This window comes from Deinococcus piscis (genome assembly GCF_014653275.1).
In the GTDB taxonomy this organism is placed as follows: Bacteria; Deinococcota; Deinococci; order Deinococcales; family Deinococcaceae; genus Deinococcus; species Deinococcus piscis.
In genome coordinates, this window is sequence record NZ_BNAL01000017.1 from 21,708 (window position 1) to 35,326 (window position 13,619).

Below are 13,619 nucleotides of genomic sequence, written 5' to 3' on the forward strand. Positions count from 1 at the left end.
GTCAGTGCGTCAGTCCGTCCACCATCCCGCGCACCAACCCCAGCCCCAGGGTGTCCACCCCGCCGCGCGTGGCCGAGCCGCCCAGCAGCAGCCACACCCCGTCCGTAACCTGCTCGGCCACTGGTGGATGCTGCGGGTCGCCGTAGGGCAGGCCCAGCCACGCGCCTTCAATGTCAGCCAGGCTGCGGCCCACGCCCAGTGCCTCCGAGGCCAGGACGGGCAGCGCATCCATGCGCGGCAGCAGGCGGCACAGCAGCTCGCGGCGCAGGCCCACCTGCACGCCGGTCAGCCGCCCGGACGTGGGCTGGTAGCCGTGGGGGTCGGCGCTACCAGGCGGCAGATACAGGGCGTACTCGCCGCTGAGCGGGCGCAGCAGCAAGTCGCCAGCCCGCAGCAGGGGAGAAGCGGAGTCGCTCGGCTGCCGCAGCCGGGGCCGCTGCACATAGGCCCGCCCGTGCGGGGTATGCAGGCCCAGGCCCTGTTCCAGCAGTTCGGTCCCGGCGGCGCCTGCGGCCACGACCACCAGCCGGGCGCCCACCTCCCGCGTTTCGTGGACCACGACTTCGTGGCGGTTGGTCACGGTCAGCCGGTGTAGCCGCACGCCACCGGGTGTCAGCTCGGCGCGGACATTCAGCATGAGGTCTGCGCCTGCCGCGACGGCAGCTTGTCCCAGGCGCAGCGTCAGTTCGCCGGGGCGGTAGGTCAGCGCGTCGCGGCTCTCTACGCGGGGCAGGTGGGCCGGGTCCACCCAGGCCGTCAGCGCCGGGAACGCGGCCAGCACCTCGCCTGCGCTGCATGGTCCCTCCTCCCCAAAGTCCAGCAATGTCAGCGGGCGCAGGTCCACGCCCAGCCAGCGCTCCAGCTCGCGCCGGGTCGTGTCGGCCAGGGCCACCGCTTCGGCGTTCAGGCCAGCGGCGTCCCACACCCCCGCGCCCAGCAGCGTCGCGCCTTCCTCATTGGGGAGGCCGCCTTCATCCAGCAGCAGGACCCGCAGCTCAGGCCGCAGCTCCCGCAGGTACTGGGCTGCTGCCGCGCCCAGCAGCCCAGCGCCCACAACGACCACGTCATAGTCTGTCTCAGCAAAGAACTGCCCCACATGCGCCCAGACTTGGCCTCGCCCGCTGCTCACCGTAGCTGCCTCATCCTTTCAGCATAGGGGCAAGGCGGCCCCTACAGTGTCTCAGGAGGGCCTACAGAGCGCCGCAAGATAAGAGCAGGGCGGGCCCATCTCATGCAGGGCTGAACCGCTTCATAAATCCTCAAAGCTATACTCAGGCTCATGCTGCACCGCTCGGCCCGCCCTCTGTTCGCTGCCCTTACCGCCCTCTCGCTGGGTTCGGCGCAGGCGCTGGACGTGCGCGTGCTGGTCGAACAGGGCAGTGCAGTGCCGGTGCGCTTGCTGGGCACCGAGACGGCGCCGCAGCCTTCCCCTCAGACCTGGAGTGTGGGCGTGCGCGGCAGCGAATTGACCCTCAACGGCAAGGCGGCGGGCAGCGCCACGCTGTATGTGCCGCCCACCCCTGGCAGCCGGGTCTCTATCGGCAGCAAAACCTACCGGGGCGGCGTCTTGCTGCGCGTCTTCAGAGGTCAGGTGCAGGGCATCAACGTGGTGAATGTCGAAGATTACCTGCGCGGTGTGGTGCCTGCCGAGATGCCTGCGCTGTGGCCCGCAGCGGCCCTGGAGGCTCAGGCGGTGGTGGCCCGCACCTACGTCACCCGCCGCGTGAACCCGGCCCAGCCCTACGATATTTGCGCCACCACCAACTGCCAGATGTATCCCGGTATAGCCGGTGAGCACGAGCGAACCAACGGGGCCATTGACGCCACGCTGGGCAAAGTGCTGACCTACCAGGGCGAGCTGGCCGATACTTATTTCTCGGCCAATTCGGGCGGCTACACCGCCAGCGCCGCCGAAGTCTGGGGCAAGAACCTGCCGTACCTGATTGCCAAGCCCGACCCGCAGTCGGTCACGGCCAGCGGCGACAAGGGGCGCTGGCAGCTTAGTGTGACCCAGAGCCGGGTTCAGTCAGCCCTGGCCCCCTACCGCCTGAATGTGGGCACCGTGCGCCGCATCGCGTTGAGCCGCGTGAGTGCGTCGGGCCGGGTCGAAGAAGTCACCGTGACCGGCAGCGCCCGCACTGCCAAACTGAGTGGAGCGAACGCAGGTGGGTTCGTGCGTGGTCTGGGGGCCAGTTCCAGCCGCGCCCGGCTTGAGGGTGACGGCACGGTCAGCGCCTCCAAACCACTGCGCCTGAGCGGGCAGGGGTCGGGTCACGGGGTGGGGCTCTCACAGTACGGCGCACTGGGCTTTGCGCGGGAGGGCCGGGGCCACCGCGACGTGCTGGGCTTTTATTATCCTGGGACCGCTGTGCAGGCGCTGAATTATGCGCCCAAAGTGCCGCTGACCCCGCCGCTGGCCTATACGGAGCCAGCCCCAATCGCCCCAGCAAATGCAAATGCTGCGCCCGCCCCTGAGCTGATGGCCACCGGTCAGGGCCACGCCGCCGCCGAATGAAGCGCCCGGTGCGCCGCCTGATGCGTCACGGCCTGGCCCGGCTGAGTCTGAGCGTGGCCCTGCTGGGTGGGATGCTGCTGGGCGGGGCACAGGCCGCCACCGTCAAGATTGTGGATGCGGGCACGCTGGAACTGCGCCGCATCGGTGAGCAGGAACTGGTGGTCATCGGCACCGATGACGCCTCGCCGGATGATGTGGTGGAAGTGGAGCTGGACGGCGAGAAGCTGCGTGCCCGCCGGATCGAATTCAACCGCACGGCCCGCACCCTGACCCTGGTGGGCGGTGCCCGCTACGCCACCGCCGAGGGCCAAACGCTCAGCGGGGAAGACCTGGTGATTGATCTGGACGGGGGAGCGCTGACCGGGGAAGATGTGCTGGTCAGCCAGGGCAAGCTGCTGATTCGCGGCGAGGAGCTGGAGCGGGTGCCGGGGCAGCTGCGGGCGATGGGCAGTTATTTCACCCCGTGCGGCGGCTGCGGGCAGACCCCCGACGACTACGCTTTTCAGGCCGAGCAGCTGCTGCTGTATCCCGGTGACCGGCTGGTGGCCTACCGGGTGCAGGTGCTGCTGGCGGGGCACCCGGTGCTGTACCTGCCCGCCCTGGTGCTGCCGCTCAACGAGCCCTCGCGCCAGCCCCGGCTGGAGCTGACCCAGGATGAGCGCGACGGATTCACGGCGGCGGCGGACCTGCCCTTTGCCATAGGGGACCATACGCTAGGCACCACGCTGCTGCGCTTTTATCAGAACCGCCCTGACCGCTTTGGGGCCGGGGTGGACCTGCGCTCGTACTCGCCGCTGCCCTATGTGGACCGGGCCGACTTGTACCTGCTGGCCGACCCCAAGCCCTTTAACGGCACCACCCCACAAGAAGGCCGCGACCTGGACCTGGACTTCAGCGTGCGTGGCCGTGTGCCGCTGGAAGAAGCCCTCAGTCCCCTTGACTACGACCTGAATATCGTGCGCCGCGACATCGGGCGGAGTGTCACCGACCCTTCGCGCGGCGTGACCAGTGTCAAGTTTGGAGCGCGGGTGGATTATCCGCTGTTCACCGGCCAGTTGAACCTCTACAACCTGCTCGGCTACGACCCTACGCGCAGTCAGTACACGCCACTCAAGTGGCCCGAAGTCGTGATTGATCCCAAGCCGTACCGCAGCGGTGGCCTGAGCGCCGACGTGCGGCTGACCGCCGGGCAGTACACCGCTGCGTCCAACCCCGATTCGCCCAGTGCCATACGTCAGGGGCCGAACATCACCACCACCCGCCTGGAAGAGCAGCACGATGTCAGCTACACCCGCCCTCTGTGGGACGGGGCGGAGTTCAGCGTGCGTAACCGCTTCACGGGTCGCTACTACGGCACGGGAGCCCGCACGGTGGACCTGAGCGTAGAAGCCCGGCTGAATCAGCGCTTTGGGGCCGAGGACCAACACAATCTGAGCCTGACTTCCGGCTACCTGCGCTACGAGGGCACCAGTCCTTTTGCCTTTGACCGGCTGTCGGGCCGCCGCCTGAGCGCCCCGCAGACCGTGGCCCTGTCCCTGGTGCCCACAGACGGGGCTGCCTTTAGCGTGGCGCACACCCACGACCTGCTGGCGGAGCGGGACCGGCAAGCGGCGACGGCGTTCGGCGTGCGGGTGAACCGCTATCCCCTGCAACTGAGCAGCGACCTGAACCACAACTTTTACACCGGTACGCTGGAGCGCTGGACCCTGAGTTCAACCCTGGGCGGCAGCGTTGTGCCGGTCCGTACGCCCACCGCTGAGCGTCCGCTCACCCCCGAAGAAGCTGAGCAGCTGCGGGTCCAGCGGGCCTACGCCTGGCTGGAGCATCTGGCGCTGAGTACCAACTGGGGCTACACCGACCGGGGCGGATTCCAGCCGCTGACCGTGCGGGCCACTGTCACGGGCGCTTACCGCACCGACAACATCAGCGTGTACGCCACCCACAATGTCGTCACGCCGGGCCTGCGCGAAGTGGGAGTCAATGCCACCATGACCAAGAGCTACGACACGGTGCTGAACCCCGTCACCTTCAGTACGGCGCAGCGGCTAAATCTGGTCAGTGACCTGTGGACCGGCAACACGCGGGTGCTGTGGCGCGGGCAGTACGCCCTCGAGGCCAGTCACTCCCTGAACATGAAGCCGCTGCCCACCGCCAAAGATACGGGCCGCGTGACCTTGAGCGTGGGCACCCAGGGCTCAGGCCGCGCCGACAACTGGGAAGTGGCTTACGGCGGGCCATTTGACCTGCGCCGGGGCTACTGGACCGAGCCAGCGCTGCGGGCCAGCTACACGTCCACCCAGCCAGGCGAGCGTTTCCGGGTCAGCGGCACCTACAACCTGCCGGGGCTGGAGCAGCGCCGCAGCGAATTGGTGCAGCTCAGCCTCGGTGGGGGGTGGCAGGCCGGGGACCGCGTATCGCTGGCAGGCGAAGCGGCCTACACCCGTACCCGCAGCGGCACCTACCCGAACGACATCGCCACAGACCGCCTCAGCTTTAGTCCGTTGGCGGTAGGGGTCCGCTTCGAGCCGAACGCCCAGACCGACCTGTACCTGACCGGACGGCTCAATCAGGTGTTTACCTGGGTGGACGGCAAGCTGCAGAAACCAGGCTTGCCGCTGCCGGTGGTCGCCCTCACACTGGACCGCTGCTGCTGGGCCGCGCAGGCCGAAGCCGACTTCTCTCAGGGCCGCTACCGCTTCAGCGTCGGCCTGCCGGGCAGCGAGTTCAACACCTTGCTGGAGCGCAGCGAGAGTGGTTGGGCAGTGCCCCTGCTCCGTCCATAACTCCCGCTGAGCCTGCACTCTATTTTTTGGAGGAATCCATGACTGACCTGACTTCCTATGCCCCTTATGCGCGCCGCTGCGCCTTCCTCTTTGCGGCGGTGGGCCTCGGCCTGCTGACCGGCTGCACCGGCACCGTCGAAAGGGGCGCTGCGGTGAATCTGGCGCTGCTCACGGGTGGAGGAGCGGCGCTGCAACGCGTGGACCTGCCCGCCGCTTCATCAGATACCCCCCGGCCAGCGGCGGTACTGGGCGACCCCGTCGCGGTTGAAGCGGGCGTGGACCTGCACCCGCAGCCGGGGGGCCGCAGTTTCATGCTGACCCGCCGCCCCGCCGCTGAGGAGCGCTCCGCCGCGTTGGCGCTGCTGAACACCTTTGAAGCCCCGCCGTTCCAGGCGTGCTGGCAGGCGTCAGCGGTGTCGCCAGGGGCCGAGCGGTACTTCGCCCTAAGCCAGTGTGAGAATGGACCGCAAAACGTCGCTCTCTATGACAGCCGGGGCGAGCTGCAATGGTGGGCTGCCTTGCCGCTGGCCGCGCCGCCGCTGGACCTGACGGACGCGCCCCCACTGCGGGTGGCGGTGTTGGGTGAGGTCGGCGTGGTGGCCCGGCCACTGCTGGGTGGCGGCAGCGAAATGCTTCGGGTGGCGGTCCGCAACGCAGGTGATGAGCGTGCTGAGGCCAGTGTTCCGCAGCGCACTGCCGCCGTGCGTGACCTGGCGACCCTCAGTGCCGCTGGCGGTGCCACCGTCTACGCCGCCACTGACGCGGGCGTGTTCCCACTCACCACGGCTGGCGTGCCGGACGCCAATCCCCTTGCCGCGTTCGGAGCACAGCGCTATGACCGGCTGTGGGCCAGCGAGGAAGCGGTAGGGAGCGCCCCCATCCTGGCGGCCTGGCGAGCGGAAAGTGCCCAGACCGGACGCCAGCCGCTGCGGGTCTGGGACGGAACGAGCACCGCTGCGGACTCGGCGCAGACGGCTGATTTCTTCGCGGACCTGCGCGACGTGGCCCTGGCCGACGGCTACCTGTACCTGCTGACCAGCGATTCGCTCTACCGCTATGACGCGGTGCTGGGTGTCAAACAGGACAACTGGCGCCTGGAAAACCTGGGCCTGCGCCTGAACGACGCCCGCGCCCTGGTCCGCACATTTGCCGCTGAATAAACCAGGGCCGCGTAAACCAGACGTCAAGTCCGCCGGGGTTAGGGTCGGCGCGTAAGCTGTGGCCTGTGCCATCTTTGCCACATGGCACAGGAGCCACCAGGCAGGAAAATGCCTGTTCGCACTTCTCCGTCCACCACCATCTGTCCCCAGTCCTCAACCCGCCGCCCGCGTCTGAAAGACCATCACCTCACTGGCTTCGGTGTACGGCCCCCCCTGAAAGCTGCCGCTGACCCGGGGAGCCTCAAAGCCCGCGCAGCGCAGCAGCCACTCCACTTCGTAGCGCCAGTAATAGCGCTGGGTCAGCGTAAAGTGCTGGCGTCTGAGGTGGCCCTCTGCGCCCACAGTGTCCACGAAATACTCGGTGGTCACATGCTGCCGCGCCGCATCTACTCGCTGGAGCAAAAACACGTCGGTGCGCTCGCCATCCCGGTAAATGGTCTCGCCCTCGTGGCGCAGCACGCCCTGGGCACCGTAGTTGGGCACGTACAGGTCAAAGGCAAAGCGGCCCCCTGGTGCCAGATGCTGGCGCAGGTTTTCCAGGCTCGCCAGCTGTTCGGCGGGGGTGTAGAGGTGCATCAGGGCGTTAAAGGGCGCAATGATCAGCTCGAAGCGCTCCTCACTGCAGAAGTCCGCCGCAGTGCCCTGAATCCAGGCCACCTCCACCCGGCTGTCCTCAGCCCGCGCCCTCGCTTTTGCCAGCATCCCTGCGCTGGGTTCCAGGCCGGTGACGTCTGCGCCGCGCCGCGCCAAAAAGCAGCTGACCCGCCCGGTGCCGGCCCCCACTTCCAGCACCCGGCCCGCCCCCTCGGCCAGCCCGGCATAGAAGTGCAGGTCATCGCGGTAGAGGTCGTACTGCTGGTCGTACAGCTCGGACAGGTCGTCGTAGTTCACCTGCTCATGATAGTGAGCGGCAGCCGGGCGGTGAGTGGCCAAGCTTGACAGTGTGGCCGCTGCACGGTAACCTTTTTTCCGCTGGTCCGGTAGTGTAGCGGTTAGCATATCTGCCTGTCACGCAGAAGGTCGCGGGTTCAAATCCCGTCCGGACCGCCAGAATAGAAGTAAGCAGCAAACAGAGAGCCACCCTGATCGGGGTGGTTTTTTGTGGTTCCTGTGGCTGAGCAGTGTCACCCGGCTGAAGTGACTTGCACCCTGACGGGCAGCGGGTATCATGCGGAGCGGTTTCGCACGGCGTCCGGGGGCGATCAGGGCCAAGTAGATTTGGTCTGGTCACTCAGGACCCCGCGCACGGCGAACCTCAAGCCCCCCAAGGAGGAACGCCCATGACCCAGAATCCCGCCGTCCATCCCTCTGCCCACAGCACCTACAAATCCGCCGATTTCCGGCCCAGCGATGCCAGCGAACTGTACCAAGTTGACCGCTGGAGCAGCGGCTGGTTCCGAGTATCAGGCGGCGGCCAGATGGAAGTGACTCCGGGCCCAGGCCTCAGTGCGCCGCTGCGCGAGATCGTAGACGAACTGGTCGAGGAGCGCGGCGAAAGCCTGCCGCTGATCCTGCGCTTTCCGCAGGTGCTGGCCGGGCGAGTGCAGCATCTGAACGAAGCGTTCCGCGCTGCCATCAAGGAATACGACTACGCGGGCAGCTATCAGGGCGTGTTTCCGATCAAGGTGAACCAGCGCCGCGCCGTGGTGGAAGAGGTCGCCGCCGCCGGGTACGAGTACGCGCACGGCCTGGAAGCCGGTTCCAAAGCCGAGCTGGCCCTGTGTCTGGCGCAGAAAATGCACCCCGAAGCCCTGCTCAGCTGCAACGGCTTCAAGGACGACGGGTTTATCAAGCTGGCGCTGTGGGGCCGCACCCTGGGCAAGAACGTGGTGATCACCATCGAGAAGTTCTCGGAGCTGGACCGCACGCTCAAGCAGGCCAAAGCGCTGGGCGTGCGGCCTGCCTTTGGGGTGCGCTTCAAGCTGCACGCACGTGGCTCGGGGCAGTGGGAAGAGTCCGGCGGCGACCAGGCCAAGTTTGGTCTAAACGCCTACGAGTTGCTGCGGGTGGTTGAGCGCCTCAAAGAAGAGGACATGCTCGATACCCTGGTCATGCTGCACACCCACATCGGTTCGCAGATCACCGACATCCGCCGCGTGAAGGTGGCTGTGCGCGAAGCCACCCAGACCTACGCGGGCCTTATTGCTGCGGGCGCTCAGCTGAAGTACCTCAACCTGGGCGGCGGTCTGGCGGTGGACTACGACGGCTCCAAGACCACCTTTTACGCTTCCATGAACTACACCCTGGCCGAGTACGCCGCCGACGTGGTGTACACCGCCCAGGAAGTCTGCAAGGCGCGTGGCGTCCCCGAGCCCACCATCGTGACCGAATCGGGCCGTGCCCTCACCGCCCACCACGCTGTGCTGGTGATTCCGGTGGTGGATGTGACGGGCCCTACCCGTGACCGCGAGCAGGCCCCCGAACCCGCCGAAGATTCGCACCAGGTGGTGCGCGACCTCAAGGAATTCCTGGATAGCCTGACGCTGCGCAACTACCGCGAAAGCTACAACGACGCCGTAGACGCCAAACAGACCCTGCACAACCTCTTTGACCTTGGCTACGTGTCGTTGGAAGACCGGGCACGCGGCGAGGCGCTGTTTCACGCCATTCTGAAAAAGGTCGCCAAGCTGGTCCGCAACGAGAAGTATGTGCCTGACGAGTTCGAGGACCTGCAGAGCATCCTGGCTGACCAGTACATCTGCAACTTCAGCCTGTTTCAGAGCCTGCCGGACAACTGGGCCATTGACGCGCTGTTCCCCATCGTGCCGCTGGACCGCTTGGACCAGAAACCCACCCGTCAGGCGACGCTGGTAGACATCACCTGCGACTCTGACGGCAAAATCGAGAAGTTCATTGACCTGCGCGACGTCAAGACCACCCTGCCGGTCCACGAGCCGGGCGACCAGCCGTATTACCTGGGCGTGTTCCTGGCGGGGGCCTATCAGGACGTGCTGGGTAACGCGCACAATCTGTTTGGCAAGGTGAGTGAAGCCCACGTGACCGTGACCGGCCAGGGCAAATACGACATTGACCTGTTTGTACGCGGCCAGAAGGCACGCCGCATGATCGAATCGATGGGCTACGAAGAAGTGATGCTGCGTGACTCGATTGAGGATCAAGTGGACGAGGCTCTCAAGGCCGGGCACCTGACCCCGGTGCAGGAGTTCGAGCTGCTGGAAGACTATGGCGAGGAGCTGCTGGGCTACACCTACTTGGAATACGAGGACGGCGCTGACGTGATCGAGGGTGCTGAGGAGCGCCTGCGTGGAGTCACTGCCGCGAAAAAGGTGGCCGAAGACGTGGAACCGGCCCCCGACGACATGGGCACCGAAGCCGCCACCGAGGGCACGGCCAAAGCGCCCCAGGCGGGCGAAAAAGACTATCTGGTGCGCTGAGCGGCGGTAGGCCGTATCATTGGAGGTTGGGGGAAGTTGCCAGGGCAGAGGGCAGCTTCCCTCATCTTTTTGGGCCTAGACTGAAGCCATGAAGCTGCAACTGCTGGACCATGTCGCTATTGCGGCCCGCACGCTGGACGAAGGGAGTGCGCCTTATCTAGCACTGGGGCTGACGCCCGAAGGGGCGGACGAGCATATGGCGGCGCAGGGGGCCTGGATTCGCGCCTTTCGCGTCGGCGACACCCTGATCGAACTGCTGGCCCCTGATAGTGAGGGCGGCACCATCGCCAAGTTTCTGGAGAAAAAGGGGCCGGGGCTCCATCACACGGCCTACCGGGTGGAGGACATTGACGCGGCCATGCAGGAGATGCGCGAGGCGGGCGCACCTCTACTCAATGACGTCCCCCAGGCGGGCCGGGCGGGCAGCCGGGTGGCGTTTTTGCATCCCAAGTGGGGTCAGGGCACCCTGATTGAGTTGGTTGAGCACGGGCCGGTGTCTGCTGCGGCTGGAGCTGGGCAGGGGCAGCCGGACCTGCGGGCTGGAGGCATCCACTGACTGGCTCTGCCCGCGCTTTTTGGGGCTTGCTGGCCGCGGCCCTCAGTGCCGCGTTGCTGGCCCTGGGCTTTATGGGGCCAGCGCTCTTGCCTCCGGCTTGGAGCGGCGCAGTTTCGCTGGGGCTGGCCGGGGTCCTGTCGCTGCTGCTGGGTGGGATGATTCGCCGGGCTGGAGGGCACTGGGGCACCACGTTGCTGTGGCTGGGGTGGGTGCTGGCCGCCGTGCAGTGGGGCTGGGCTTGGGGGTCGCAGCCCTCCGGGTTGGCGTACTGGCTGGCTGGGCTGCTGCTGGGTGTTGTGGGTGCAGCGCTGGTCCGCCCTGAGTCACGCCTCCTTCGCCCGACGGTCACAGAAGAGGCCACTGAGACGGTCACTGAGGAAGCCCCGGACGCTGAACCGCTGACCCTTGCCGATACCTGGACTGCCCCCCTGGACGCGCCGGACGTACCACAGACACCGCTCACGCCTGCCCCAGCGGGGCGGGAAGCTGCGCAATGGTCTGTCCCCATCGCTCCTGCACCCTCCCCACAGACTGGGCAGCCTGCCTGGGCAGTGCCTGTGCCGCCAGAGCGTTCGGTGGGCGAGGGTGAGGGGTGGTCCGTGCCGATGGCGGGCACATCTGCGCCGCCCCGCCGCCCTGGGGAAAGTACGTCCCACTGGCAGAACCAGACCTGGTGGGCTCCAGACGATGAGCCAGGCGGGCCGCCCAGCCTGGAACGTGCGCTGGCAGAGCGCAGGCCGGAGCGTGGGCCGAAGCCTAAAGAAGACATAGAAGACCGCGAGTAGGGCCAGTGTAGCCAGACGCTAAACTGACGTATGACCAACGACAATGAAAAGACTGTGGTGTACTCGGCCCAGAGCGCAGGGCTGACCCAGCAGGAGCAGGCGGACCAGGCTGTCCCCGCAGAGACGTCAGCTGGCGATCAAGTGGAGTATCAGCCGATGGCCTATGCCGATCCCGGCGAAGTGACCGAGCAGTTTGACCATCTCGCCACCCGCGACCCTGAGCAGATGCTGTCTGACATGGGCAGCGGGCAGCGTGCGGACCAGGACACAGGTGACCTGCAGCCGAGTGGCTTTAGCCCAGAAGCTGCGGCGCTTGCTGGTGGCAACGAGGTCACCCATCACAACTTAGGAGGGGCAGTTTCGCGCGTTGAGGGCGGCGATTACGACCTGTCCGACCCCAGCAAGCAGGACCGTTAACCTCCCTTTATCCTGAGGACAACACCTTGTCACCCCGGCAGAAACAGTGCGCTGTTTGCCGGGGTGCTTCGTCTGGTACGGGCCGGTAGGCTGGGATATGCTGTGGCCGACCCCTGGCCCCTGCGTTGGGCCCAAGAAGGCGCTGTTCTGCCCCGGTTCGTTCCCTCGGACGCCGGTGTGCAGTGGCCCGTGCTGGGTTGGCCCGCCCTGTCTTCATTTCGCCCTGTGTTTCTTTTCTCAGTCCTTTCCCGGAGGTTTCCCGTGAGTGAACGTCAACCGTCCCCCGATCTAGGCAGCGCTCCTGAGCTGATCAGCCGCCGCGCTCCGCTGCTGGTGTTTTCTGGCCAGAGCAACAAGCCCCTGGCTGAAGCCATCTGCCAGAACCTGGGGATTCCACTGGGCCTGAGCCGCACTGAGAAATTCACCAACGACAACCTGATCGTCCGCTATGAGGAGTCGCTGCGTGAAGGGGACGTGTTTATCGTGCAGACGTTCTCAACGCCGGTAAGCGACTCCATCATGGAACTGCTGATGATGATTGACGCGGCCAAGAGCGCCAGTGCTGGGCGAGTCACGGCGGTGATTCCGTACTACTCCTACGCCCGCAGCGACAAAAAGGACAGCCCCCGGATTTCTATCGCAGGCCGGTTGGTCGCTGATCTGCTGCAGGAAGCGGGCGCGGACCGCGTGCTGACCATGACCCTGCACGCGCCTCAGGTCCACGGCTTTTTCAAGGTGCCGGTGGACCATCTCTCGGCAGACTCGGTGCTCAGTCAGCACTTCCGCTCCTGCGTGGACGACCCGCATGAAGCTGTGGTTCTGGCTCCCGACGCGGGCAGCATCAAGCGGGCGGCGGGCATTGCGCACCGCCTGGATGCGGGCCTGGCGATGGTGGACAAGCAGCGCATCAGCGACACTGAAGTCAGCCCCCGCGCGCTGATCGGTGACGTCAAGGACCGCACTGTATTTATCGTGGACGACGAGGTCAGCACGGCAGGCAGCCTGATCGAAACGGTGGGCATTGCCCGCAGCATGGGGGCCAAAGACGTGTACGTGGGCGTGACTCACGGTGTGTACACTGGCCCCGCCATCGAGCGCATCGCGCAGCTGGATGTGACTCAGGTGGCGAGCACCAACACTGTGCTGGTGTCTGATGAGAAGATCAAGGCAGCGGGCGGCAAGCTGGCCGTGCTGGACGTGGCCCCGCACTTCGCCAATGCCATTCGCAACATTCACAGCGGCGAGAGCGTCTCTACCCTGTTCAGCTGAGTTCCTCCCGCCGACTGCCCACAGCAAGGCCCGCTCCCGTGATTGGGGAGTGGGCCTTTGGTCTGTTGTTCTAGGGTGTGCTCACGGCTTCAGCAGGATGTCCAGGTGTTCGCGGTAAGGGGAGTGCCCATAAGGATTGTGGTCGGGGGTTTTCTCCAACTGGCGAACCAGGGCCGTGCCGCGCTGAAGGGCAAAGGCGTAGCGCCATTTGGTCTGCTCTGTGCCGGGGCCGTCCAGCAAGGCCAGGCGGCTCATGCTCAGGCGGCGCTCGGCCAGGGCTTCGGCATGGGCGCGGGCCGTCTCCAGCTCGCGGCGCTGCGCTGGAGTCAGCAGCGTCTCCCAACCCGCTCCGATGGCGGCCCAGTCCTTTGCCGTCACTCTGGCCTGCTTGAGTGGGCTGAGCAGCGTTTGGAGCTGCGCTCGCTGGGCTGCCGTCCAGTGCAACTTGCCGTCTTCGGTCAGCCCGGACAGCAACTGAATGGTGAGCACTGCTTCCAGCTGTGGCCGCAGCGCCAGAGAAGGGCCGCGTATGGGCTGAGGGGTGGGCATAGAGTCATTTGCCGCAGGATAGATGTTGGGGCCGGGAGGAGCAGCATTGGGCACAGCTGCTGGCATAAGCCGGGTGCTGAAAGTACCTGCGCCGCTCAGGCCGAGCAAGGTAAGGAGCAGCAAGAAGGTGTGCATAGCTCCATCTTAAGGAGCGCCAGGCGGTCTGGATATAGGTAGCGAGACGAAGCAG

Annotated in this window: 11 protein-coding genes and 1 tRNA gene; 9 read left to right on the forward strand and 3 right to left on the reverse strand. The window is 66.2% G+C overall.

What is annotated here, in order from left to right:
* Position 1: 1 nt before the first annotated feature.
* Complete coding sequence (locus tag IE158_RS07645; protein WP_189643073.1) at positions 2-1,129, reverse strand: FAD-dependent oxidoreductase; 1,128 nt, start codon at positions 1,127-1,129, stop codon at positions 2-4.
* A gap of 150 nt (positions 1,130-1,279) precedes the next feature.
* Between IE158_RS07645 and IE158_RS07650 the strand changes: the two genes are divergently transcribed.
* Genes IE158_RS07650 through IE158_RS07660 form a run of 3 tightly spaced genes read left to right on the forward strand, consistent with a single transcriptional unit; the run spans position 1,280 to position 6,458 of the window.
* A complete protein-coding gene (locus IE158_RS07650) occupies positions 1,280-2,515 on the forward strand; it encodes a SpoIID/LytB domain-containing protein (protein ID WP_189643074.1) in 1,236 nt (411 codons plus the stop codon).
* On the forward strand, positions 2,512-5,298 hold the full coding sequence (locus IE158_RS07655) for an LPS-assembly protein LptD (RefSeq protein WP_189643075.1): 2,787 nt from the start codon (positions 2,512-2,514) through the stop codon (positions 5,296-5,298). Before IE158_RS07650 ends, IE158_RS07655 begins: the two co-directional genes overlap by 4 nt.
* Positions 5,299-5,336: 38 nt before the next feature.
* Positions 5,337-6,458, forward strand: a complete 1,122-nt coding sequence (locus tag IE158_RS07660; RefSeq protein WP_189643076.1) for a hypothetical protein — start codon at positions 5,337-5,339, stop codon at positions 6,456-6,458.
* 153 nt (positions 6,459-6,611) lie between these two features.
* On the opposite strand, the gene IE158_RS07665 is transcribed toward IE158_RS07660, so the two are convergent.
* The gene (locus IE158_RS07665) at positions 6,612-7,349 is read right to left on the reverse strand and encodes a class I SAM-dependent methyltransferase (protein ID WP_189643104.1); all 738 of its coding nucleotides are present in this window, start codon (positions 7,347-7,349) and stop codon (positions 6,612-6,614) included.
* An 83-nt stretch (positions 7,350-7,432) separates the two neighbouring features.
* Here IE158_RS07665 and IE158_RS07670 point away from each other — a divergent pair.
* From IE158_RS07670 to IE158_RS07695, 6 genes are all read left to right on the forward strand, one after another.
* Positions 7,433-7,508: transfer RNA gene (locus IE158_RS07670), tRNA-Asp, on the forward strand.
* 230 nt (positions 7,509-7,738) lie between these two features.
* Positions 7,739-9,853, forward strand: a complete 2,115-nt coding sequence (speA, locus tag IE158_RS07675; protein WP_189643077.1) for a biosynthetic arginine decarboxylase — start codon at positions 7,739-7,741, stop codon at positions 9,851-9,853.
* Between the two features lie 88 nt (positions 9,854-9,941).
* Positions 9,942-10,409, forward strand: coding sequence for a VOC family protein (locus IE158_RS07680; protein WP_189643078.1), 468 nt, complete (start codon positions 9,942-9,944; stop codon positions 10,407-10,409).
* 26 nt (positions 10,410-10,435) lie between these two features.
* Positions 10,436-11,194, forward strand: coding sequence for a hypothetical protein (locus IE158_RS07685; RefSeq protein WP_189643079.1), 759 nt, complete (start codon positions 10,436-10,438; stop codon positions 11,192-11,194).
* A 30-nt stretch (positions 11,195-11,224) separates the two neighbouring features.
* Positions 11,225-11,611 carry a hypothetical protein gene (locus tag IE158_RS07690; RefSeq protein WP_189643080.1) on the forward strand — a complete coding sequence of 129 codons (387 nt, stop codon included), beginning with the start codon at positions 11,225-11,227 and terminating at the stop codon, positions 11,609-11,611.
* 261 nt (positions 11,612-11,872) lie between these two features.
* Complete coding sequence (locus IE158_RS07695) at positions 11,873-12,880, forward strand: ribose-phosphate diphosphokinase (protein WP_229838989.1); 1,008 nt, start codon at positions 11,873-11,875, stop codon at positions 12,878-12,880.
* A gap of 81 nt (positions 12,881-12,961) precedes the next feature.
* On the opposite strand, the gene IE158_RS07700 is transcribed toward IE158_RS07695, so the two are convergent.
* The gene (locus IE158_RS07700) at positions 12,962-13,564 is read right to left on the reverse strand and encodes a hypothetical protein (protein WP_189643081.1); all 603 of its coding nucleotides are present in this window, start codon (positions 13,562-13,564) and stop codon (positions 12,962-12,964) included.
* Positions 13,565-13,619 lie beyond the last annotated feature (55 nt).